This is a genomic window from Rariglobus hedericola, from assembly GCF_007559335.1.
GTDB classification, from domain to species: domain Bacteria; phylum Verrucomicrobiota; class Verrucomicrobiia; order Opitutales; family Opitutaceae; genus Rariglobus; species Rariglobus hedericola.
In genome coordinates this window covers 247,788-271,312 of the sequence record NZ_VMBG01000002.1, presented here as the reverse complement: position 1 = coordinate 271,312, position 23,525 = coordinate 247,788, and the positions used below count along the sequence as shown (strand labels likewise).

Annotated in this window: 21 protein-coding genes and 1 tRNA gene; 10 read left to right on the top strand and 12 right to left on the bottom strand. The window is 60.4% G+C overall.

Annotated elements, in window-relative coordinates; genetic code table 11:
• Positions 1-557 precede the first annotated feature (557 nt).
• The 10 genes from FPL22_RS11550 to FPL22_RS11500 all read right to left on the bottom strand — a co-directional run bounded on the left by FPL22_RS11550 (position 558) and on the right by FPL22_RS11500 (position 7,932).
• Positions 558-2,006: a hypothetical protein gene (locus tag FPL22_RS11550; RefSeq protein ID WP_144230510.1), complete on the bottom strand. Its 1,449-nt coding sequence runs from the start codon at positions 2,004-2,006 to the stop codon at positions 558-560.
• A 140-nt stretch (positions 2,007-2,146) separates the two neighbouring features.
• Positions 2,147-2,887 carry a DUF932 domain-containing protein gene (locus FPL22_RS11545; RefSeq protein ID WP_144230509.1) on the bottom strand — a complete coding sequence of 247 codons (741 nt, stop codon included), beginning with the start codon at positions 2,885-2,887 and terminating at the stop codon, positions 2,147-2,149.
• Positions 2,888-3,356: 469 nt separating this feature from the next.
• The gene (locus FPL22_RS11535; protein WP_144230507.1) at positions 3,357-3,614 is read right to left on the bottom strand and encodes a hypothetical protein; all 258 of its coding nucleotides are present in this window, start codon (positions 3,612-3,614) and stop codon (positions 3,357-3,359) included.
• Between the two features lie 3 nt (positions 3,615-3,617).
• On the bottom strand, positions 3,618-3,842 hold the full coding sequence (locus FPL22_RS11530) for a hypothetical protein (protein ID WP_144230506.1): 225 nt from the start codon (positions 3,840-3,842) through the stop codon (positions 3,618-3,620).
• Between the two features lie 9 nt (positions 3,843-3,851).
• Positions 3,852-5,378 carry a DNA polymerase III subunit beta gene (locus tag FPL22_RS11525; protein WP_144230505.1) on the bottom strand — a complete coding sequence of 509 codons (1,527 nt, stop codon included), beginning with the start codon at positions 5,376-5,378 and terminating at the stop codon, positions 3,852-3,854.
• An 85-nt stretch (positions 5,379-5,463) separates the two neighbouring features.
• Complete coding sequence (locus FPL22_RS11520; RefSeq protein WP_144230504.1) at positions 5,464-5,661, bottom strand: hypothetical protein; 198 nt, start codon at positions 5,659-5,661, stop codon at positions 5,464-5,466.
• Entirely contained in the window at positions 5,658-5,852 is a 195-nt protein-coding gene (locus FPL22_RS11515; RefSeq protein ID WP_144230503.1) for a hypothetical protein, read from the bottom strand. The genes FPL22_RS11520 and FPL22_RS11515 overlap by 4 nt, the downstream gene beginning before the upstream one ends.
• A 192-nt stretch (positions 5,853-6,044) precedes the next feature.
• On the bottom strand, positions 6,045-6,893 hold the full coding sequence (locus tag FPL22_RS11510; RefSeq protein ID WP_144230502.1) for a RecB family exonuclease: 849 nt from the start codon (positions 6,891-6,893) through the stop codon (positions 6,045-6,047).
• Complete coding sequence (locus FPL22_RS11505; protein ID WP_144230501.1) at positions 6,890-7,396, bottom strand: hypothetical protein; 507 nt, start codon at positions 7,394-7,396, stop codon at positions 6,890-6,892. The genes FPL22_RS11510 and FPL22_RS11505 overlap by 4 nt, the downstream gene beginning before the upstream one ends.
• A gap of 459 nt (positions 7,397-7,855) precedes the next feature.
• A tRNA-Glu gene (locus FPL22_RS11500) sits at positions 7,856-7,932 on the bottom strand.
• 119 nt (positions 7,933-8,051) lie between these two features.
• On the opposite strand from FPL22_RS11500, the gene FPL22_RS11495 reads away from it, so the two are divergent.
• Positions 8,052-8,963 carry a phosphoribosylaminoimidazolesuccinocarboxamide synthase gene (locus FPL22_RS11495; RefSeq protein ID WP_144230500.1) on the top strand — a complete coding sequence of 304 codons (912 nt, stop codon included), beginning with the start codon at positions 8,052-8,054 and terminating at the stop codon, positions 8,961-8,963.
• Positions 8,964-8,979: 16 nt separating this feature from the next.
• Here FPL22_RS11495 and FPL22_RS11490 read toward each other — a convergent pair whose 3' ends face one another.
• Positions 8,980-10,308, bottom strand: a complete 1,329-nt coding sequence (locus tag FPL22_RS11490) for a competence/damage-inducible protein A (protein WP_144230499.1) — start codon at positions 10,306-10,308, stop codon at positions 8,980-8,982.
• A 37-nt stretch (positions 10,309-10,345) separates the two neighbouring features.
• Here FPL22_RS11490 and FPL22_RS11485 point away from each other — a divergent pair, with 37 nt between their 5' ends.
• The 9 genes from FPL22_RS11485 to FPL22_RS11445 all read left to right on the top strand — a co-directional run bounded on the left by FPL22_RS11485 (position 10,346) and on the right by FPL22_RS11445 (position 22,515).
• Complete coding sequence (locus FPL22_RS11485) at positions 10,346-11,830, top strand: excinuclease ABC subunit UvrC (RefSeq protein ID WP_144230498.1); 1,485 nt, start codon at positions 10,346-10,348, stop codon at positions 11,828-11,830.
• Positions 11,831-11,890: 60 nt separating this feature from the next.
• On the top strand, positions 11,891-13,414 hold the full coding sequence (locus FPL22_RS11480) for a sialate O-acetylesterase (protein WP_144230497.1): 1,524 nt from the start codon (positions 11,891-11,893) through the stop codon (positions 13,412-13,414).
• Positions 13,415-13,565: 151 nt separating this feature from the next.
• Positions 13,566-15,272 (top strand): mucoidy inhibitor MuiA family protein, encoded by a 1,707-nt coding sequence (locus FPL22_RS11475; protein ID WP_144230496.1) that lies wholly within the window; start codon positions 13,566-13,568, stop codon positions 15,270-15,272.
• Between the two features lie 154 nt (positions 15,273-15,426).
• Entirely contained in the window at positions 15,427-17,571 is a 2,145-nt protein-coding gene (gene amt, locus FPL22_RS11470) for an ammonium transporter (protein WP_144230495.1), read from the top strand.
• A gap of 15 nt (positions 17,572-17,586) precedes the next feature.
• Entirely contained in the window at positions 17,587-18,138 is a 552-nt protein-coding gene (locus tag FPL22_RS11465; protein WP_144230494.1) for a SiaB family protein kinase, read from the top strand.
• Positions 18,135-18,506, top strand: coding sequence for a DUF1987 domain-containing protein (locus tag FPL22_RS11460; protein WP_144230493.1), 372 nt, complete (start codon positions 18,135-18,137; stop codon positions 18,504-18,506). Before FPL22_RS11465 ends, FPL22_RS11460 begins: the two co-directional genes overlap by 4 nt.
• 6 nt (positions 18,507-18,512) lie before the next feature.
• Complete coding sequence (locus tag FPL22_RS11455) at positions 18,513-19,484, top strand: sensor histidine kinase (RefSeq protein WP_144230492.1); 972 nt, start codon at positions 18,513-18,515, stop codon at positions 19,482-19,484.
• 76 nt (positions 19,485-19,560) lie between these two features.
• Positions 19,561-20,061 (top strand): peroxiredoxin, encoded by a 501-nt coding sequence (locus FPL22_RS11450; RefSeq protein WP_144230491.1) that lies wholly within the window; start codon positions 19,561-19,563, stop codon positions 20,059-20,061.
• 123 nt (positions 20,062-20,184) lie between these two features.
• Positions 20,185-22,515: a hypothetical protein gene (locus FPL22_RS11445; RefSeq protein WP_144230490.1), complete on the top strand. Its 2,331-nt coding sequence runs from the start codon at positions 20,185-20,187 to the stop codon at positions 22,513-22,515.
• Positions 22,516-22,532: 17 nt separating this feature from the next.
• Here FPL22_RS11445 and FPL22_RS11440 read toward each other — a convergent pair whose 3' ends face one another.
• On the bottom strand, positions 22,533-23,468 hold the full coding sequence (locus FPL22_RS11440; protein ID WP_144230489.1) for a hypothetical protein: 936 nt from the start codon (positions 23,466-23,468) through the stop codon (positions 22,533-22,535).
• Between the last annotated feature and the right edge of the window lie 57 nt (positions 23,469-23,525).

Below are 23,525 nucleotides of genomic sequence, written 5' to 3'. Positions count from 1 at the left end.
GTTGGCCGTTCCATCGCATTGCGAGAACAGGATGCTGGTCCCATTTGCCGAGTGCGATTGCAGTCTCCCCCGCCCCTTGGTCGTCCAAGATTGAGATCAATCCCCAATGAGCCTTTGGGGATATAACATGGGACGCTGGAATGTGCTTTGTGGCCATGTTCGTCCTCGTTTTGAAATGGAATTGGAAAGCTCATACGTATGAGTCTTCCAATTTGCATTACAATGAAAATTATCGACGCGACGAATTTCGAACCAACGAAACCTAACACTACCACTCACCAGGTATAGTCTCGGCATCAGCTGCGCCTCTTTGGATGCCAGACAGGGGTTCGCCATTGCGTTGAGGAAGCAGATCGTTCCACTGGAACACTTAGTCTCGGCTCGTCCACGAGCAATTCCGCCGCGATGATCAGGAACCAGGATCAGGGATGATAGATCCCATCAAAACTATGATCGACGAATCTCCCACAAATAAAATGTATCTAAGATTTGCCTGAGTCGTTGACCGAGAAACCTGGTGAAAGCGAAAGTCTAAGTATTGTGTAAAAATAAGTGGGTTAGTTTGGACCACTTTTATTCAGCAGGTCCCAAAGAAATCCAAAAGCAATTTGGTGGGTAACGGCCATCTCCCCGGAAAGATCTTCCACGCGTGCGGCGTGATTTTTAAAATAATAACGATCGGAGGGATCTAAGCTTCCGTGATGCATTGAGTAGGCCATCCCTAGCTCGATAGCCAGTTTAGCAGGTCGCTTATCTATAATTTTAGAATACTCATCAATCACAGCCCTAAGCTCCGATTCAAAGGAATTCGTTCTTTTAACTAATTCCTCCTCGTTCACGCATTCACGCAACGCATCCTTGCAATCCATGAAATCCTGATAGCACTCCGGATAACGAGAAATCAGAAAAGCGACGTCAATGTGTTCAGACTTCTTCCTGATGCGGTCTGCGACCAAATTAGCAGCGATAGTCAATGCTTCCCTATCGAAACTTAAGCGCATTGTAGATTCTTCAATTGAACTAAATAGTGACCCGTGAACCTGCATTTTTCTGACGCCAGCGAGTCGATCTTGATCAGCCCAAAAAAAATAAGCTTCCATTTGCGTCAAAGTATTGAGCGGAGGAATATCCACCCTAAACATAGCGCCATTCACCCCCCAGTTCTTAATAATTTTGTCGTGGTCTCGCTTAAAGGATTCAAACCTTGGGTGCTTGTAGGCTTTGTCGGCTAGTAGTGCTACAGGAAGAAAAAAGCACTCCTTCGGAATCCCCTTCTTCACAACCTCACAGATCGAATTAAAATTCGATCCAGTCACCCACTCGTCTATATATATAAAAACGTCATTCGGTTGCGGCTGCGCACTCAGGAGATTGTCCACTAAAACCTCCGCCCTAGTAATTCCCACGGTTTTCCTGTCATTCCTTGAAAGTGCAGCCCGGACAGATTTCACCTTAAAACCCCCATCTTCAAGCAGCCGGAAAAGGAGCTTCGTGAACAGAGTATTTCCAACAGGTAGATCTATGACATATATCGAAGTATTATGCAGACAAAGCGTTTGCATGAAAAACATAACATCTTTAATTGCTTTGCATGCGGGAATGGCTTGTGGAGAACATTCACTCAAAAATGCCTCCAGAGATGCCTTGTGAAATTCAGAAACAGGATCCAGTAAGGCCTTGTCTGCACCGTATTCCGAATAAGCTAGGCGCATTACTTCCGTCATACTTGCAAATAAGTGCGCCAATGTTAGTGAATCTATCTGCTGTGTGCCTCCCAATATTTCCAATATTGAAGAAGCCGTCCTCTCCATCGCCTTTACGGGCGAAATAGTATTCATCAGAACATCAATATGGTCCGCCCTTCTATCATTTATTGATTCCAGGAATTGATCGCCCTTATTGGGTTTGACCAGAATTTCCCATTTGATGAACCACTCGATAACCTCATCAACACGCTTGCGCTTCTCTAAAGTAAGCTGAACTGAATCTGCGGGTGACCCTTGCACAGTATAGGTTTGGAGTTAGGTAGATCCAGACTAGACCAGAGTAACAATTCGGTGGCAATATAGATTCAAAGTGCGCGAAACCGCGCACCTTCAGGTCAACGCATAGCTAAAAAAAGGCCCTCACGAGAAGGCCTTCATTCTCAGTTTCTCCCGGCAATACCGACGAAGCCGTCCATGAGGGCGTGGAGCGCCTGTGTGCGCGGCGGCAGCAATGCTAGGTTTCCCTTCAGGGCTTCGGTGAAGCCGTTGAAGAGCGACCAGACGGTGCGCTGACGGAACACGTCATGCGTGGGCTCGCGCCACTCTTGGACAACTTTGGGCAAGACCGTGACCGGGCACACACCGACATCGACCGCGCGCACCATGAGGTCATGAGCGTCACGGTCGTCGATGGCGTGGCTGCGGTAGCTCTGGATGCGCTGTTCCTGGTGCTGCCACTTATCCTGAAGTTGGCCGATGGCCCGTTGCGTGAGCATGGGCAGATCGCGCCCGATGAAGCGGGTGTGCTTACGCGACAACTGCACTTCCCCATGGAAGCTGAGATTATCGCACACGAACACCTGGGCGCCGGCGACCAGCCCGGCGGGGAAGCGTTTGTCGTGACTGTTACGCAGACCGAGCACGAGGGCGTAGTCGTTGTTGCCGCGCCGGGCCTCGACTTGGATCAACCCGAAGTAACGGTCGCCGCCGTGACTGAGGGCGTGCGCCTGGTTGACGATTTCGAGGTGAGACGCACGGAGCGACCGTTCCACCTGTTCGACAAGCCGCAGGTGCGGAATGGGCGACCACGTGGGGGTAGCAATGGGCGTGGGAACGGATTTGACGGCGGAGCGCTCTACGGAAGCGCCACCGCAATGAAGGACGAGATTGCAGGCTTTCATGATGATGTGAGTGGTTTGAAAACGACGAAGGCCGGATCTCCGCGTGGGAGAAACCGGCCTTCGTCTGCTGTGAACTGAGGTTAAACTAATCGTTATGACTGACGGAACGCGCCGAGCTTTGATCGCGCGGATTTAGGCGTGCCATGTTATGCGGCATACCGGCTCATTCTTATGAGCCACCTCAAACTTTCGCTTTCTTTGAGGTTTTCTTGGATTCTGAAGTAATGATTTCCAGACGGATCTCCGAAGCGGGGATACGCTCGCATGAGGACGTAAGGTAACCGCTTGCTTCAAACCGAGCACGGAACTCAACAATGAATCTTTCAGCCCGCTCAATCGTGGTGAAAGAGCCGGGTGTGGCAGGGATGCCGTCGGTGGCGTTGAATACTTGGAACTTCACTTGTTTTTCTTGGATTGAATCAGGTGGAGCACAGCGGAAGGTCAACGAAGACCTGCAACGGTGTTTTGCCTAAATGTTGTTTCTTACGGAACGCGCCGGGGCTGACTCCAGCCACGCGCGGTATTTTTCGGAGAAGAACCGGTCGATGGTTTCGAGATACTCCACCTCGGCCCAATCAGTCTCGGCGTGTCTGCGGTCAAACTCGTCGGCCCAGTCGATGATGAGAGAGCACGTGTCCCGGCTGTTGGCCGGGAGCTTGGCTTGCGTCATAAACAGAGACGTGAGGTCGGACACGGCTTCACACAGGCCATAACTTGCAGTCGTCATGGCTCAGGCGGATTTCCGAGGGATGGCGGTCGGGCGATATGGAGACTGGTCCTCGGCAACGAGAGCGATGACCGATGCTTCGACCACCGGCTTCTCCGGCATGATCTGCTCCAGGTTTTTCAACCCGAAGCGGATCATGCGATCTGCCAGCACCGTCATCGGCACACCGTAGTGTTGTCCGAGACGGTAGAGGCAGGGACTGTGCTGGCTGATATCGGGGCTATACATGGCCTCGGATCAGACCGGCACTTCTCGGAGGGCGCGGATGTTCTTCTTTAGCGACTCGTGATCGCGTTCGAGCGCCTTGTATTGGCGGGTCGATTCGCGAAGGAGGCCCTGAAGACCGCCGATCTCGTTGCCGAGGTCGCGGAGCAGATCCCGGACTTTGCCGAGCTTGGCTTGGACCGCATCGACGGCCGAGACGGGCGTCTCCGGGAGGGCGACACGAGGAGCGGAGACGACGGGCTTGCTGCCGCCTTCGCGAGTTTCACTGACGGGTTGGGTGGTGGATGGAGCGACCATGATGGTAGTGGTGTTGATGGGTTGGTTTTCGCTGACGTTGGTTTCACTGACGGCCGAGACCTGCGCGGCAGGTTCGGAGGGAACGACCGGCACCGGGCTTTCGCCCGATGAGTCGGAAGGAGACGGGGCGGCTTCGGGTGAAGCAGCCGGTTCGGGTGCCGTGACCGCATCACGCAACGGCATCCAGAGGTGGATGCGGTTGGCGTCGGTCATCATGAGCGGACTCACATGATCCCGCGTGCGTAGTTCACGCATCCCCCGTTGCAGAGCGCTCAGGAGGTAGCGGGAATTAAACGCCACCTCGCCGAAGGGCGTGCTGACGACTTCACTGCGGTCCAAGGCCACATGCACCTTGGGCAGATTCGCCGCCGTGCGGATCACGGCTCCTTTGTCGGTGACGCTCAGGACGACCTTGCTGTCTTTGTCCTTATAGCCCGGCAACTTTGGCAACACCGACTGAAGGCGCATGGCATCGGGTTCGCTGATGCGCACCAGGCCACCGTAGTTCTCCAACTTCGGAATCACGTGCTGGTAGTTGGGAAAATTCCCATCCACCAACTTGGTGATCCACCGCCAGCGACCGACCGTGATCTGAGCGAACGGACGCTCGTCACGATGCCAGAGCCAGAGGTGAGCAACCTCGTCGTGCGGCAGAATTCCCGGCACCGGGCTGGCTGGGAAAACCGCACCTTTGGGGACGGCCAACTCCAAGCTGTTACGCCGGTAAAGTTGCCGGCCATCCGTCGCCACGACCGCATGGGCGTCGAGATAGACGCTGTTCAGGATGTGTCGGGTCGGATCGGTGCTGGCGGAGCCGAGGGCTTCGTTCATCGCTGCCAGCACACCGACAGGGAGCGCGATGGGATCGCCGTCGGAGATCGGCACGGCGGGGAACTCCGCCAACGCGACGGGATTAAACGACTCATCAAGTGCCACGCCGCTGGCGTGATACCGAATGAGCGGAGCGTCGCCGCCTTGGATTTGGATATCGGTGTCGGCGTCAGCTTTCTTCGCGACATCGTGGAGTAAGTCGTAAGGAACGAGGATGCGCAGTGCCGCCGTGCTCGTGCCGACACCTTCGTAGCGCAGGTATTGGTCGAGGTCGGTGCCGGCGAACTCGATCAATTCCTCGTAGCCGAATACCAGCACCTGCCGGAGGAAGGGGATGTGTTGCTTGGATAATTTAAGAACGCGCAGGCCGTTGAGAGCCTCGCGGAGTGTTTCTTTGGAAAAGATGATCATGACGGACGTGAGTTGGTTTAATTAAACGCCGAAGCCCGCCTCCCTCGCGGGATAACGGGCTTCGGCGATTGCGTTGGTTGTGGGTTCAGTGGCCTCCGCCGCGACGGCGGGGGCCGAAGTGGGTGAGATGTTTGACGGACGAACGGTCAGGCGGAGACGGGTTGAGCCAGCAGTGCCACGCGACCACGACGGCCGCGCAGACGATCAGCGCAAACCACAGTCCCGCGCCCACGAAGACCCCGGCGACAAACGCACCGAGGCACGGGAAGAGGAATATCTTCATCGGTGAAAAAGCTGCTTCACGACGTAACCCACTCCGAAGAGGAGGACTCCGGCGGAAAGCAGCATGAACGGGCTGAGGGTTTGCTCGGCCTGCCGGGTCATGGTCTGCGCCCAGATGAGGGGCGTGATGGTTGAACCGGCAATGTAGGCGAGCACTGCCACCACGACGAAACGGAGGATCAGGGCAGGCATGTCACTTCCTCCGGTTACGACTGGCGATGATGAGGCCGAGCGCTCCGCACAACGAGCACAGCACCCCGCACACGCCGAGCCATTTGAGGGCCGAGGCGAGTTGCGGGGCGTCGATCGTTTGGGGCGGGGTCTCGTTGCACCCGGTGAGGGCGAGGAGGCAGCAACTGAGCGAACAAAGGAGAAGCGTTTTCTTCAACGGGCACCTCCTTTCCACGCCGAACACTCCGAGCGATAGGAACACCACGCGCAGGCCTGTCCCGGTGACGGGAAGTAGTCCTCGTTGGCGACCCCGGTCGCGTAGGTCTCAACGAGCCGGGCAAACCGGTCACGTTGCACCTGCTTGGGCGGAGGCACCGCATGGACGATCGCCTTCGGCGTCTTCGTCTTCACGAGGAAGACGAGTTCGTTGCCCGGTGAGCGCTCGCCCGTCGCCTCCTCCACGAGAAGCGTGTAGGCCGTCAACTGGAGGTCATGCAGCCATGTCTCCAGTTTCAGGTCCGGCGTGGCCGCGATGGTTTTGTAGTCCACCGAGCAGTGGTCGGCCTTCACGAGGTCGATCACTCCGAGAAGTGGCAACGCCAGCGCGGGGAGTTCCGCCCGAAGCTTGAGTTCAACACCCTCCGGTTTGATGTCCGGAGCGACCAGTTGCGTCCCTAGGAATGCCTTGAGCAGAGGCTCTCCCTTGGCGCGCAACTCGGCTTTGTCGTCGGCCGAATCAAATGTGACCTCCTGGCCTTTCTCCGGGTTATCGAACGCCTTTTGGTAGGCGGCGATCACCGCCGGCTCCGATGTGTCACCGGCCCGCCATCGGGCCAAGTTGTAGTGCTGAAGCCCCGCATGGACCGCCCGGCCGAAGTGCAGACTCGGGCTGAGCGGGCGGGGCAGGCCGATGACCTTCTCGAAATAAAACCGTAGACGGCATCCCAGAAACGACTTCAGGCGGGATACACTGACGTAGTCCAAGGGATCGCTGGCTGCGGGAATATCTTCGTCGGGCTGGTGACCGTTTTTTCCGGGTGGCAGGGGCAGTTCGGCAATCATCGGCGATTCCTCCCGTAGGCGGGCTGGCGGAAGTTACCCCGGCGGGGTGCTTCCGTTTTACCGTGGGTTTCGAGGAGTTCGTCGATGAGCCCCGAGGCTTGCAGCTTGTTAAGCTGTTTGACCCCGGTGCCGTAACGCTCCTGCGCGAGCTTCTCGATCTCGGCTTTGTCGAGCCCGTGCTCGTCCACGATTTTGAGGATCAGGTCGCGCTGCTTGTCGGAGCACTTCCAAGAATCCTCACCACGCGGGGCGGGGGCCGTAGGCGAGGTGATGGGCGAGGTGGCCGAGGGAGACGCAGGCGGGGCGGTTTCACCCGGCACGAAGCCCGGATTAACGATCTGACCGTCCACCGCCTGTTGCAGCCGGGCATAAAGGTCTGCGCTGGCCTGGGGGAGTTGCGAAACGTCGGTCAACTCGGAGCTGACCTCGACGGTGTATTGATGAGACGAATACTGAGGAAGCCCCAGTTTCTTCGAATAGGTGGCCTTGATGAAGACGGCCATAGTGAGTCCTTTCCTTGCTGACCGCGTAAACAAAAACGCCCCGGCTGCGGTCGGCAGGCCAAGGCAATTGAATAGGACGACGATGTCCCTATCAGAGGTATATAACGCGAATGAGGAGGGTGTTTCAGTGGGTGCTCATTCTCCCACGTGATGCCTATCTATTTGCTGATTTATGTCCCGCGCTATGAGCGGCATCCCTGCCTCGAAAAATAAGATCTGTTTTAGTCTGAACCCATTCCAGTAAGTGTGCCTTAGACATATTGCCCGTCACTATTGGTGCTACTAACTAGACGGACCGGCGGTTGGTTTGAGCGTGTATGCGAACAAATAAACCATCTTCCACGATATCGCCGAACATACTCGTGCGTCCGCGTGTAAATTCTTAGCCTTATTCTTAGTTTAGCCTTCCCCGTAAAGCATAAGGCCCGCATCTCGCTAAAGATACGGGCCTTAAGAAATTGGTGTCCCCACGGGGATTCGAACCCCGGTTATCTCCGTGAAAGGGAGACGTCCTGACCGGGCTAGACGATGGGGACTAACACGGGAGGGAGAAAGCTACGAGGCACCCCGACTCGCGCAAGGGAAAAATTTTGGGGCCGCTTTTCGCTTCCGCTCCCCCCGTCCTCCGGCTTCTGTCGTCCCCCTTAAGCCGACAATGACTTCCGCCCAAATCGCCGCCGCCCTGCCTGCCCGCGCCGTCACTTCCATCGACGGCCTCCCGTTCCCCCGTATCGCCTCGGGCAAGGTCCGTGAGATCTTTGACCTCGGCGACGCCCTCCTGCTCACCGCGACCGACCGCCTCTCGGCTTTCGACGTCATCCTGCCCGACGGCATCCCTGGCAAGGGCATCATTCTCACGCAGATCAGCAACTGGTGGTTTGCCCAGGCCGCCCAACTGCTGCCTAACCACCTGCTCCCCGACCAGGCCGGTGAATTCGCCCGTCGTGGCATCACCGACCGCGACCTGCAGCTGCGCTCCATGATCGTGCGTAAACTCAAACCGCTCACCATCGAGTGCGTCGTGCGCGGCTACCTCGTCGGCTCCGGCTGGTCCTCCTACCAGAAAACCGGCGAAGTCTGCGGCCATCGCCTGCCTGCCGGTCTCAAGCAGGCCGATAAACTGCCCGCTCCGCTCTTCACGCCCACCACCAAGGCCCCTAAGGGCGAACACGATGAGGCCATCAACGACGCACAGGGCGGCGCCACCGTCGGTCCCGCGCTCTACGAAAAGGTCAAGGCCACCAGCCTCGCCTTGTATCAACTCGGCCATGACCGCGCCCGCGCGGCCGGCATGATTCTCGCCGACACCAAGTTCGAATTCGGCACGGACGAAGCCGGAAATCTCGTGCTCATCGACGAGGTGCTCACGCCCGATTCTTCGCGCTACTGGCCCGCCGACCAATACCGCACCGATTGCTCGCCCCCGAGCTACGACAAGCAATTCGTGCGCGACCATCTGCTCGCCATCAAGTGGGACCAGACTCCGCCCGCGCCTTCGTTGCCGGCCGACGTCATTCAGCGCACGCAGGAGAAATACCTCGCCGCGCTGAAGAATCTGCTGGGTTAAAAACGCTTCGCCCCGCTCAACCGTTTTGCCCGCCCGTCTGGCCGCCCATCACCACGGCACCACGCGAGGCGCGCACCAACTCGCGGCGCAACCAATCGAGTGCTGCATTGACCGCACGCCGGTTCACGGTCGCACGCGGGCCCGGGTAGTGGAGTTTTTTCGACCACACGCCTTGGGGTGAATGTAACGCGATGTAGATCGTGCCCACGGGATTTTCATTGGTTCCGCCACAGGGGCCCGCGAAGCCCGTGATCGCCAGTCCGTAATCGGCGCCAAGCCGCTCGGCCGCGCCCACCGCCATCGCCACGGCGTTTTCCGCCGACACCGCACCGTGCTGTTTCAGCAAACACTCCGGCACATCGAGCAGCTGCATCTTCGATTCGTTCGAATAACACACGCAGCCGCCCGCAAAAAATTTCGACGCGCCGCAAATATCCGTAAACGCGCTCGCCAGCATTCCGCCCGTCGCCGTCTCGGCCACGGCGAGCGTCAGCTCCTCCGCACGCAACAGATCACCCGCGACCTTGGCCATCGAGTCCGACCCGTAGCACATAAAATCCTCGCCCAACAATTTCGCGCACTCGGCCGCAATTTCGTCGAGTTGCGTGAACGACAGCGCGCCCGACGGCGAACTCACCCGCACATCCACCTGTCCCTGATGCGCACAGAACGCGATGCTCAACGCCTCCCCGTAACGATCAAAAATCGGCTGCAACTTCACCTCCAGCGCCGACTCACCCACGCCCGCGCTGCGGATCTGCACATAGGCTTCACGATCCAGCAGCAGCCCGCGCTCCGCGAGGCGCGGCACGACTTGCTCGGCAAACATCGGCTGCAATTCGTTCGGCGGCCCCGGCAGCATGATGAGCACTTTCCCGTCCTGCTCGACCCAGAGTCCGGGCGCGGTGCCGTGGGCGTTGGGCAACACCTCGCCGCGCTCAAACCGATACGCCTGCTTTAAATTGTTATCCGTCATCTTGCGGCCGAGTCGCGCAAACCGCGCCTCGATGGCCTTCACGATCTCCGGCTCGAAGACCAGCTTCTGCCCCAACACTTCCGCGATGGCTTCGCGCGTGCGGTCGTCACAGGTCGGACCGAGTCCGCCGGTGGTGATGAGGACATCCGACTTCGCCCAGCTTTCACGGAACTGCGAGACGATCGCCTCCGCTTCATCGGTGATCGTGATGTTGCGCTGGAGCAACACACCGCGCCGTCCCAATTGCGCCCCGATGTAGGTGAGATGGCCGTTGGCGGTGAGGCCGAGGAGCAACTCGTCGCCGAGAGTGAGGAGTTCGTAACGTTTCGTGCGAACGCTGGAGGGCGCTGGGGAATTTTCGGAAAGCATACTTGCGATGGGCCAAACTAGGCTACACTCACCAAAAATGCCAGCATCCGACCCCGTAAATCTGAAGGAGAAGGTCCGCCAGCTCTCCGACAAGCCCGGCGTTTACCTCATGAAGGACCGCCTTGGGCGCATCATTTACGTGGGCAAAGCGAAGGCGTTGAAGAAGCGCGTATCGACTTATTTCACGCCGTCGCGGGCGATGACCTACCACCCGAAAATCCGCGCGTTGATCGAGATGATCGCCGATTTCGACATCATCGAGGTGAAGTCCGAACCCGAGGCGCTGCTGCTGGAGGGCAAGCTGATCAAGCAGTGGAAACCCAAATACAACACCGACTTCACCGACGACAAACGCTTCCTGCTCGTCCGCGTCGACCTCGGGCCCGAACTCCCGCGCTTCGCCCTCACCCGCTTTAAAAAAGACGACCGCTCCCGTTATTTCGGCCCGTTCGCCCACAGCGGACTTCTTCGCAAAACCCTCGCGCAGATGCGCCGCCAGTTCGGCATTCTCCTCGGCGACGCCTCGCCCAAGCGCCTCGACGACGGGCGCTGGCAGCTCTACGACGACGTGCGCCAGGAGCTCTACGGTTTTAACAACGAGACCACCGTCGCCGACTACCGCGCCCGCGTCGCCGAGGCCTGCGAATTCCTTGAAGGCAAATCCCGCGAATGGCTCGAAACCCTGCGCGCCGAGATGTTTGTCGCCGCCGAAAAAAAGGAATTCGAGAAAGCCGCCGAGCTCCGCGATGTCGTGTTCGCCCTCGAAAAAACCCTCGCGAAAACCCGTTCGTTCGAACGTTTCGATCCCACGCACCCGCCTGCCGATGCCGAGGCCATGCGCCTGCTCGGCGAAGCGCTTGGCTTGGCCGGGCCTCCCCGCACGATGGAGTGTTTCGACATCTCCCACATCAGCGGCACGTTCGTCGTCGCCTCGATGGTCAACTTTTACGAGGGCCGCCCCGACAAGGACGAATACCGCCGTTTCCAGATCAAGAGTTTCATCGGCAACGACGATTTTCGCGCGATGGAAGAAGTCGTCGGCCGCCGTTACCGCCGCCTCAAGGAAGAGAAAAAACCGATGCCCGATCTCGTGGTTATCGACGGCGGACGCGGCCAGATCAGCGCGGCGTTGAAGGCGTTCGTCGCGATCGATGTGGAGCCACCGCCGCTCATCGGTCTCGCGAAGAAACACGAGACGATCATCTTTCCCGATGCACGCGCTCCGCTGAATCTCTCGCTGAGTTCCCCCGCGCTGAATCTGCTCCAGCGCCTGCGTGACGAAGCGCATCGTTTCGCCAACACCTACAACGCCGATCTGCGTTCAAAGAAGATTCGAGAGAGCGTGCTCGATGATTTTCCCGGTCTCGGCACCGTGCGTCGCGCCGCGTTGCTCGCCCACTTCGGGAGCATCGACCGCCTGCGCGCCGCCAGCTTGGAACAGCTCGCCGCCGTCGAAGGATTTGGCCCGCGTATGGCCGGTGATCTTCACGCCTACCTGCACACACCGCCGCCGTCGGCGTGATATTGTTTGAATTAAAACGCGTTTGCCCCGCCGCGCATCCGGCACATGACTGATTCTCCCATGCGTTATCCCCTAACCCTTCTGGCCCTCCTGGGCCTCGGCGTGTCCCTTCACGCTGATGTTGTTCCCGCCGTGTTGTTCACGAACAACGCGGTCCTCCAGCGCGAAAAGCCCATCCCCGTCTGGGGCACCGCCGACGCCGGCGAAAAGGTCTCCGTCACCTTCGGCGGAAAAACCGTCGCCACCACCGCCGACACCGCCGGCAAATGGCGCGTCGATCTCCCCGCCCAGCCCGCCAACTCCACGCCCGCCGACCTCGTCATCGCCGGCAAAAACACGATCACCCTCGCCAACGTCGTCGTCGGCGAAGTCTGGATCGCCTCCGGCCAGTCCAACATGGAGTGGTCCATCAACAACACGTTCGACAAGGCCCTCGATGTCCCCGCCTCCGCGAAATTCCCGCTGATCCGTCACATCAAAATCAAGAAGACCGTCGCCGAGGCGCCCGCCTCCACGGTGATCATTGATCGCAACACGTGGGAAGTCGCCAGCCCCGAAACCACCGGAAACTTTTCCGCCGTCGGCTACTACTTTGCCAAGGATCTCTACGAACTCCTCAACGTCCCCGTCGGCATCATCGGCAGCAACTGGGGCGGCACGCCCGTCGAATCCTGGATCAGCGCCGAAGCCTACAAAACCGTCCCCGTCGAAGCCGCCAAGGTGAACGAGCGCTGGACCAAGGCCCTCGCCGAATACCCCGAGAGAAAAGCCGCGTTCGATGCCAACGTCGCCGCCTTGAAAGCCGAGCAGGCCGCCGCCAAAGCCGCCAACCAGCCGTTCACCAAACAGATTCCCTCACCGTGGAACGCTCCCCAGGGTCCCGGCCATCCCAACACGCCGATGGGCCTCAACAACGGCATGATCGCCCCCCTCGTTCCCTACGCCCTCCGCGGCGCCATCTGGTATCAGGGCGAGTCCAACGCCGGCCGCGCCAGCGAATACCGCGCCCTCTTCTCCGCCATGATCACCGGCTGGCGCTCGCAGTTCGCACAGGGCGATTTCCCGTTCTACTGGGTCCAGCTCGCCAACTACCAGAGCCCCATCGACACCGCCTGGGCGTTCCTCCGCGAAGCTCAAACCCAGACGCTTTCCCTCCCCGCCACCGGCCAGGCCGTCATCGTCGACATCGGTGACGTCCGCGACATCCACCCGCGCAACAAGAAGGATGTCGGCCGCCGCCTCGCCCGTCTGGCGCTCGTCCGTGACTACGGTTTCAAGATCGTCGACAGCGGTCCCGTCTTCGAAAAAGCCGAGCGCAAAGACAGCAGCTTCGTCGTGAGCTTCACCAAATCCGACAGCGGCCTCAACGCCCCGCTCAACGATCTCGGCGGCTTCGAACTCGCCGGCGAAGACAAGGTCTTCAAGCCCGCCCAGGCCAAGATTGAAGGCGCCACCGTCGTCGTGACCAGCGCCGAAGTCCCCGCGCCCGTCGCCGTTCGCTACGCCTGGCGCAACGCCCCTCTGGCCGGCCTCTTCAACAAAGAAGGCCTCCCCGCCGTGCCGTTCCGCAGCGACTCCTGGTAATCGTCGCCTCCGACGCTCCCATTCGCTCCTGAAAGCGGCTCCTTCACTTGGAGCCGCTTTTTCATGACAATCTCCTAACAATTGCCGGCTTGGTTCGTTGAACGGGTGGTGCAGTCTGCTTGCGCCCCGTGTTACCCGCTCCTTTCACTCCATGAAAATTCCGCTCCTTCCGCTCGTCCTCGCCGCGTTGGCCGCCCAAGCCTTCGCCGCTCCGATTCCCGCCGATTCCACGATCACCGCCGCCACCGTTTACGCCGACCGCGCCGTCGTCACCCGTCTCGCCCGCATCGATCTGCCTGCCGGCCAGAGCGAGGTCACGTTCGCCGGCCTGCCCGTCAACCTCCTCGACAACTCCCTCCAGGTCACCGGCCGCGGCGTGCCCGCCACCATCCTCGATGTCGGCGCCCGCATCACCTACATCGAGACCACCGCCGACCCGCGCGTGAAAACCCTCGAAGCCGAGCTCACCGCCCTCCAGCGCCAGGACCGCGCCCTTCAGGATAAACTCGCCGTGCTCGACCAGCAGCGCGCCTTGCTTTTCAAGATCGAAGCGGCCGTCGCCCAACCCGCACCCAAGGACGCCACCGCTCCCCGCCCCGCCTTTGACGACTGGCAAAAACTCCTGACGTTCTCCTCCGAAAACGCCGCCCGCCTCGCCACCGACCGTCAGTCGCTGGACCAGCAGCGCGAAGACCTCGCCCTCAAGACCACCGCCACCCAGGCCCAGCTCAACGAGCTCCGCGGACAACGTCCCGGCCGTCGCGCCACCAAGACCGTGACCGTCCGCGTCGCCGCCCCGCAAACCGGCGCTCTCGATGTGACGCTCGCCTACGCGCTGACCGGCGCGTCGTGGTCGCCGTCCTACGACGCCCGCCTGCGCACCGAGGAACGCGCCATCGAGCTCACCTACTTCGGCGTTGTCCGGAACGGCACCGGCGAAGACTGGCAAAAGATCGCCCTCACTCTCTCCACCGCCCGCCCCAACCTTGGCGGCGGCGCCCCGGAGCTGTATCCATGGATTGTGGACATTTCCCGCCCCGCCGCAGCGCGCGCGTCCGCCTCGATGCCCAGGGGCGATATGTTTGCGGAAAAATCCAATCGTGATCAGAACAATGCCCAAGCCTTCAATTTCGTTGGCTTGGAAGGCGCCTTGGGTGGCCTCCCCGCCGAACAAGAATCCAGCGTCTCCCTCGCCGTTCTCGACACCTCGGCCACCAGCGCCTCGTTCAAGATCCCGACCGCCGCCTCCATCCCGAGCGACAACTCCGCGCAAAAAGTCGGCATCGCCACCACCAAGCTGGACGCGAACCTCCAGTATCAGGCCACGCCCAAGCAGCTCGAAACCGCCTTCCTCGGTGCCTACACGACCAACAGCACCGATTTCCCGCTGCTCGCCGGTCCGGTCAGCACGTTCCTCGACAACACGTTCGTCGCCACCAGCCGCCTGAAAACCGTCATGCCTGGCGAGAAATTCTCCCTCGATCTCGGCGCCGACGAGGGCGTCGCCATCAAGCGCAAGCTCGTCAACCGCTTCAGCGAGGACACCGGCTTCACCAGCAAGACGAAGCGCGTCACCTACGAATTCCTGATCACCGTGACCAACAACAAGCGCACCACGGAGCGCATCGTCTTCAAAGACGTGCTGCCCACCTCGCGTGACGAAAAGATCATCGTGAAGCTCCTCGCCCCGTCCGAAAAAGAAACCGGCACCAAGGACAAACCCGGCCGCGAAGTCACTCGCGAGGAAGACGGTAAACTTGTCTGGCGCCTCGACCTCAAAGCCGGCGAGAAACGTGAGATTTCCCTCAAGTTCTCCGTCGAACACCCCGCCGACCTGACCGTTTCCGGTCTCGAGTAATCGTCCGTCGCTCGGTTCACCGGTCGGTTTTTCGCAGTAACTGCACGGCGGACGAAGTTGTTAACTTCGTCTACCCGTGCAACGCGCTTGAACTAATGAATTTTGTTCATCGCGGACCGTTTTCGGCATAAAACATGCGCCATAGCAGGCAATAATGCCTTCCTCCGGTGTAGATATGTTATGGGTGATCGTCGCGTCCACCCTCGTGATGTCGATGCAGACGGGCTTTTGCATGCTGGAAGCCGGTCTGGTGCGTTCGAAAAACACGATCAATGTCGCGATCAAGAACCTGCTCGATTTTTGCGTGGCCGGCCTGTGTTTCTGGGCTTTCGGCTTCGCCCTCATGTTTGGCGCCAGCGCCCTCGGCTGGGTGGGCACCAGCGACTGGCTCTTTTCAACCTGGCCCACGGCTCACAACACGACGTTTTTCCTGTTTCAGGTGATGTTCTGCGCCACGTCGGCGACGATTGTCTCCGGCGCGGTGGCCGAACGCATGAGCTTCGGCGGATACCTGCTCATGACCGCCTTGGTCTCCAGCACCATTTATCCGTTGAGCGGCCACTGGATTTGGAACCACGACGGCTGGCTCGCGAAGCTCGGCTTCGTTGATTTCGCCGGCTCGACCGCTGTGCACAGCGTCGGCGGCTGGCTCTCGCTCGCCGCGGTGTTGATCATCGGTCCGCGCATCGGGCGTTTCTCCACCAACACTCCTCTCGCCAGTTCGCACAGTCTCGGCACCGCCACGTTCGGCGTGCTCATCCTGTTCGTCGCATGGCTCGGTTTCAACGGCGGCAGCCGCCTCGGTCTCACTGCGGACGTGCCGTTCATCCTTTTAAACACCGTGCTCGCCGGTTGCGCCGGCGGGTTGGCTGGCCTCTTCACCGCGTGGAAAATCAAGGGCCTGCCTGACCTGCCCGACACGCTCAACGGCACGCTCGGCGGCCTCGTGGCAATCACGGCCGGTTGTCATGCGGTCAGTCCCGCCTCGGCCGTCGTGATCGGTATCATCGGCGGAATGGTCTGCTTCTACGTCACCATTCTCCTCGAAAAGTGGAAGATCGACGACGTGGTCGGCGCCACTGCCGTGCATGGTGCGTCGGGCGTGTGGGGCACGCTCGCCGTGGCCTTCTTCGGCCAGCCCGAAAAACTCGGCACCGGCCTCGGCTTCTGGGGCCAGCTCGGCGCCCAGTCACTCGGCGTGGTCGCCGTGGGCGCGTGGGCCTTCGGCGGTGGCTGGGTTTTCCTGAAGCTCATCAACCGCATCCATCCGCTCCGCGTCAGCCCCGAGGCCGAGCGCGTGGGCCTCAACGTCGCCGAGCACGGCGCGAGCACCGAGATCATCGACCTCCTCAGCGAGATGGGCCGGCACCGTTCAAAGGGCGAATTCACCCAAAGCCTCCAGTTCGATGCGTTCACCGAGGTCGGCCAGATCGCCGCCGAATACAACCAGGTCATCGCCAAGGTCGTCGAAGAAATGGAACTGCGCGAGGGCATCGCCACGCGCCTGCGTGCCGAGCGCGAGACCGCCGAGGAATCCAACCGCAAGATCGTATCCTCCATCGAATACGCGCGCCGCATCCAGCAGGCCATTCTCCCGCGTCCTGAAATCCTCACCGAAATCGTCGGCGAACACGCGCTCGTTTATCGTCCGCGCGATCTCGTCTCGGGCGATTTCTACTGGTGCCTGCGCGAGGGCGACCACACGTTCGCCGCGGTCGTCGATTGCACCGGCCACGGCGTCCCGGGCGCGTTCATGTCACTCGTCGGCCACGCGATCCTCCAGCAGATCGTCGCCGAGAAGGGCATCATCGAGCCCGCCGAGATTCTGGCGACCATGCATCAACAGGTGCGCGACGCGCTCCGCCAAGACACGGCCGGAAGCAACAACCAGGACGGCATGGACATGTGTCTCGTTCGCATCGATGCGGATAAAATCATCTTCGCTGGTGCGCATCGTCCGCTGTGGTGGGCGTTGCCCGACGGCACGTTTGGCGAGATCAAGGGCAACCGCATCTCCCTCGGCGGCGGCCAGCACGAAAAACGTCGCGCCACGTTCGACCAGCACACTCTCCCGCGTTCGCCCGGACTCACCCTTTACCTCGCCAGCGATGGCTATGTCGACCAACCCAACCACCTGCGCGTGCCCTTCGACACCCGCCCGTTGCGCGAGTTGTTGAAACGCATCGCGCCCGAGCCGATGTCCGCCCAGGCTGACGCCCTCAACGCCGCTCTCGACGCTCATCGCGGAGGAGCCGCTCAACGCGACGACATCACCTTGCTCGCCCTTCGCCTGCCCTAACTTTTCACCGCGTCCATGACACCCGAACTGCTTCACTCCCACTACCTCGCCATGCGCGAGCAACGTCTCGTGCTCTCCTTCATGGGAATCGTCACCCAGGAGATCATGGTCGAATACGGTAAACTCATCCAGGCCCAGGAAGGCCTCAGTGAAAACAACCGCCTCATCCTCTTCGGCACTTTCATCGAGCTCACGCAAAACATCCTGCGCTACTCCGCCGAGCGCAGCGGCCCCGCCGAATCCAGCCGCGGCATCGGCATCGTTCTCGTCAGCGAACAGGAGGACACGTTCACCGTTTCCTCGGGCAACCTCGTCACGATCCGCGCCGCCGACGCGCTCTCTGCCCAACTCACCCACCTCGCCACGCTTGATCGCGACGCCCTGAAACAACTTCACAAGGAACGACGTCGCTCCGGCCCGCCCGAGGGCAGCGTCGGCGCCGGCCTCGGCCTGATCGAGGTCTGCCGCCGCGCCGCCACACCTCCCGCCTACACGTTGCTCCCGCAGGACAACGACACCGTCTTCTTCTCCCTTTCCGTTCCGATCGCCAAAGGCCTCTCGTCATGACCGCTCTCGACCTCCCTCCCACCGACACCACGCCTCACGTCCGCTACGATGCCGCGAGCTCCACGCTCCGCATCGAGGGCGAATCCTACCCGGAAAACGTGAGCGATTTTTACGCGCCCCTGTTCTCCTGGTTGCGCGAATTTCTCGCCGATAAACCGGCCTTCAAAGTGGTCCTCGCCTTCAGCTACTTGAACACCAGCTCCACCAAGGCACTCCTCGATCTCCTCCTCCAGCTCGACGACTACCACCGCTCCGGCGGCCAAATCGAGGTCGAGTGGCACTACCGCCCCGCTCTCGAAGTCATGCAGGAAGCCGGCGAGGAATTCGGCGAAGATCTTTCCCTCCCTTACCGCTTGGTCGCGATCTAAACCATCATGGCCAAAGCCGATCGAGCCTCCCGCGACCAAGCCGTCGAAAGCCTCTATGCGAAGGAAACCGCCGCCCTTCGCCTGGCCGAAAATGCGCTCACCCGCCAGCAACTGAGCGACGTCGTCTACGAGCCGTTTCGCGAGGTCATCAAAAACTACCGCCGCCTTCTCCGGCAGACCATGAAGGTCACCGCCGTGAGCGACTCCACGCAGCTCCAGTTGCGCCGCACCAGTCGCGAGCTCACTGAAGCCCTCGCCAAGGTCGAGACCCTCAACACCGAGCTCCGCTCCCTTCAGCAGGAAAAAGACGAGATCTTCGCCATGGCCATCCATGACTTGAAGAGCCCGCTCTCCGGCATCTGCGGACTCGCCCAGATCATCTCCGACCCCACGCTGTCCACGCCCGACGAACACCGCGAGATGGGCGCCGACATCCATCAACTCGGCGGCGACATGCTCACCATGGTGGCCGACTTGGTTGACCTTTACCGCTTCGAATCCGGCCCCCTCGTATTCCCCGCCAGCGAACACACCCTGACCGGTTTCCGCGACCAGATCGCCGGCACGCTGAGTGGCTCCGCCCGCCGTAAACGCATGAGCCTCGTCTTCAAAATCGAGCCCTCCGACGGCATCGTCACCGTCAACCCCGAGGCCTTCGTGCGCATCGCCAACAACCTCGTCTCCAACGCGCTCAAATACGCGTCGCAGGGCAGCGTGGTCACCGTCTCCCTTCAGGCCCGCAGCGGCGAGCTCCACTTCTCCGTCACCGACCAGGGCCCCGGCATCAGCGCCGTCGACCAGAAAAAACTCTTCCGCAAATTCGCCCGCCTCTCCGCGCGCCCCACCGGCGGCGAAACCGCCTCTGGCCTCGGCCTCGCCATCGTCAAACGCCTCACCGACCTCCTGAAGGGCCGCGTCTGGTGCGAGAGCGAACTAGGCCACGGCACCACGTTCCACGTCGTCCTGCCGTGCGCCTGAGCCGGTCGCGCGAGTGATTCACTCCGCGCCGCTTGCGAATGCATCCGGCTGCGAACACCGTGCGTTTCATATCCCGATGAAACGCCTCCTCGCCCTCACCGCCTTCCTCACCATGTCGCTCTTCGCCTCCGCCGAATCCCTCAAGGTCGGCGACCCCGCCCCGCAAGTCACCGCCACGACCGAGACGGGCGCCGAGCTCGCCTTCTCCGAAGCGTATTCAAAGACTCCTTACACGCTCGTTTTCTTTTACCCGAAAGCCTTCACCGGCGGCTGCACCGCCCAAAGCTGCGCGTTGCGCGACGGCTACGAGGCCCTCGCCAAGCAAGGCGTCTCGATCATCGGCGTGAGCACCGACAGCGTCGAAACCCAGAAAAAGTTCAAAGACGAATACCGCCTGCCCTACACCTTGATCGCCGACACCGACAAAAAGGTGCTCAAGGCTTTCGGACAAACCGCCCTCCTGTTCGCCAGCCGCCAGGCCTACCTCATCAAGGACAACAAAATCGTCTACGCCGACCTCAAGGGCTCCACCAAGCAGCAGGCCGAAGACATCCTGAAATTTCTCGCCGCGAAGTAAGCCAACCCTCATCGCTGCCGTTTGGCTGCTCTCACGCGCACCGGAACCGGTGCGCGTTTTTGTTTTTCCGCCGGGCAGGCAACCAAGCTAGACTTTTTCAGTCCGGCTTCTTCAGCATGCAGCATGCCCCTTACTTTTCCCGTGCGCGCAGCCGGCATTCGCGTCGTCAGTTTATTCGCGGTCGCACTGTTTTTCGCAGGAGCCACCACCCGCGCCGATACGATTTTTCAGACTGATTCACGCCCGGTCGGATTGTCCGCTCAGGATAATACCGGCGAAGTCTGGGCCATTGGTTTCTCGGATGAAAAACTGCTGCGCTGGACGAGTCAGGGATGGAAAGAAATGGCCGACGCCACTCCGCGGGAAGGATCACTTGCCCATCTAATCCATCAATCTGCGCAGCGCGGAAGCTTTCCGGTCACAACCAGCCATTCGCCGCCGCCGGCGGGCATCATCGCGTTATGGTCTTCCCCCCAAGGAGGAGTCGAATCCTTGTGGGAACTGCGCGAGCCCGCATCGCCCGAGGCTCCAAACGAGCAGCAAGTCGCCCGACTCTTTCACTACCGACACACTTTGCCCGAGCCATGGATTCGCCTGGGTTTGAGCGAACGCAGGTGGGTAAAACCAAAGGACCTCTTTGCACGTGGACACGACGAGAATGAAGCTTGGAAGTCCGCTCCCTTTTACCGGCTTATCCCAACGGAAAATCATTTGTGGCTGCTCAGCTCGCCACAAGAACGCACGCGCAGCCTGGGCGTTTGGAACTTTGATCGCAGTCACGGATTGCAGTCGTTCCCGCTCACTTCCATCCCCGCCAGTTCTCTTCGCAAGCCACGGATGGCTCTCGATGCCTCCGGTGCTCTTTGGGTGTGGGGAGAACAGGCCGATCCCTACAATTCAAAAGATCACCCTCGCTTCTTCACCCGTTTCGCCGATGGCAAATTTGACGCCACGCCCAAGATCAGCGGCCTGCCCGATTCCGCGATCACCGAGTTCGTCACGCTGGAAGAAGGACGCACTGCCGTTGCCGCCTTGGAAAATGAAGGCCTCTGGACCGTTGATCTAATTTCATCAACAGGCACCCAGCGGAGTTCTCCGCCTCTTCCGGCTGCCGCTAAAATCTGGTTCTGGCAGGCTTGGCCAGACGGACTGGAAGTCGCCCTCGCCAACGATCCCGGCGACAACCCGGCCCGTCATCACGAATATTTTTGGGCCGTGGCGTGGGTTCGACAAAACGGCGAGTGGCGCGCTCACGGACGTTTCCACTACAACTCGTCCCAAGGCTCGGCGATGCTGGCAACCACGGGGAAAGGCGCCCGCTGGATACGTTACGATGGACATCTGATTTTAACCGGCCCCCATCGCGCACACGTCCTCGCGTTGAATCAACCCGACGCGGTCATTCGCCCCCTCGGCTGGCGCATCGGATCTCGTGGCCACTTTCCAAGCGGGGCCTATGTGCTGCCTTCAGGAGAGGCTATCGTGACCGGCATTTCCTCCGTTATTTTGAAGCCCGGAGAACTGGCCGCAGCCCTCGCGCAACCAGAGCCCGCCATCATCACGTTTAGCGAACCCGTTCAAGGAATCGGCGATACGCTCGCGGCCCTGGAGGAGATCGGCCCTGGAAAAGGAGTGGTGAATTACTGGGACGGCCAACGGTTGCGCCAGTGGGCCGCACCTGAAGACGATAAATATAATGCGCTTAAGCTCATGCAGGATTCCGAGCGCCGGCTGTGGCTTTTAAAAGGCGCGGAAGATCCCGTGTGGGTGCTTGATCCCGGTCACCCTGAGCCCATCTGGCAGCGTCATAAAAATTTGCGGGCACGGGTGGCCGAAGAGGCATCGTCAGGGAAACCCACCTGGCTCGCCGCCAAACGCTCCGAAGAAAACAACCGTCCCGTCTGGCACTCGAACGGGCAAGCTTTGCTTTGGCTGGGCGGAGACGCCGTGTCTCTCTTCAAGGCCAACGCTTGGAAATCGCTTCCTCCACTTAAAAATAACGGGGGCATTGCCGGTCTGCAGTTCTCCGCGGACGGACACCCCGAAGTGTCCCTTTACGAGTCGCTCGAAACAGAACAGGTCTGGCGCTATCAGGATGAAAGCGGCTGGCGCCAACAATCCTCCCAACCGTCCCGTTATGCCCGCGAACAAGCTGATCGCAAAAAAGCCTCGGTCACGCCTCCCGAAAGCATCTTCAAAGGTCTGCGGCCCGCCGGGCAAGTCTGGCCGAGTCCGGTAGTCGATAGCCACGGAACGTGGTGGCTGTTGAAAGATGGTGAACTGTGGAGAGACGACGGCGGAGTCTCCCGACGCGCCTTGCCCGCGACCTTGCGAGTGCCGTGGACCACGAGAGAGTGGTATGAGCTTCACTCGGTCCGGCAGGATATCAAAGGCAACCACTACTTCTGGATGTATTCAGATGTCACGATCGTCCCCCAAGAAATCTGGGAGTAGTCCTCCAAATAAAAACCTCACAGTTCGTCGTCGTGCACCGGCCGCAGCAGCGCCGCCTTGGGGTCGAGCCGTGCGCGCTCCAGCCAGTCCGTTAGCAACGGCTCTTTCGCCACCAACTCCGCCGGGAAAGGCGCAGCCAGCAGGTCGATCGCCCGCAGTTGTCCGTCCACGGCGCGCACGAGATTTTTCGAATGCAGGTCGGCCACCAGCCACGGCGTGCCATCCACAAAATAGAGCCGCGGATGATCGCGGTGCGCTCGTAGAAACCGCGACGGGATCGGGATCAACGCCGCCGGCTGCACACCTGACGTATCCGCGCCTTCGGAGAGCAGGCTGCCGAGCGTTTGTTTCGTGATGAGCACGCCTTCATTTTTGGTCACGCCGATCACTTCGGTCGGCATGCCGTCGAGCCGCACGATCAGGTCGAATTTTTCCAACATCGCGCGGTAGCTGCCGTCGGCCGCATCCGCCAGCAACGCGACTTCCTCGCCTCGGCGAAACGCAAACGTGCCGCCGATGCGTCCGCTTTCACGCGGCATGAAAAATTTATAGATCGAATGGTCCTGCGCCTCGAACGCCGTCGCCTCCACGCCACTGCTGATCGGACGCAGTCGCGGACCGCACTCGGCCAGCAAATCCTCCACGTGTTCAGGAAACCCAAAGTCTTCGAGCGAAACGATGGGCAACAATTCGCGAAACGCCGCCGCCGCCTCGTGCAATTCATGCCAGAGCGGATCAGCCGCCGCCAGCAGACCTACTTCGTCGGCGTCCCAGAGGACGAGACTATCGTCCGGATCCGTTCCGATTCCGACTTTCTCCGCTGCCGCGCTGAGACGAGCGAGCGCTTCCAGTCTTCGCCGGTGATCGTGTTGAAGCGCGCGTCGGTCTTCGTCGGACGGGAGCCGTCCGCCTTGGATGCAGGTCGGTCGTCCGGTGAAGGGGTCGGTTTGCATGAGTCGGTCATGACGCGCGAAAAGTCGTTCGCACGGGGGCCGAACGCAACCGGAAGT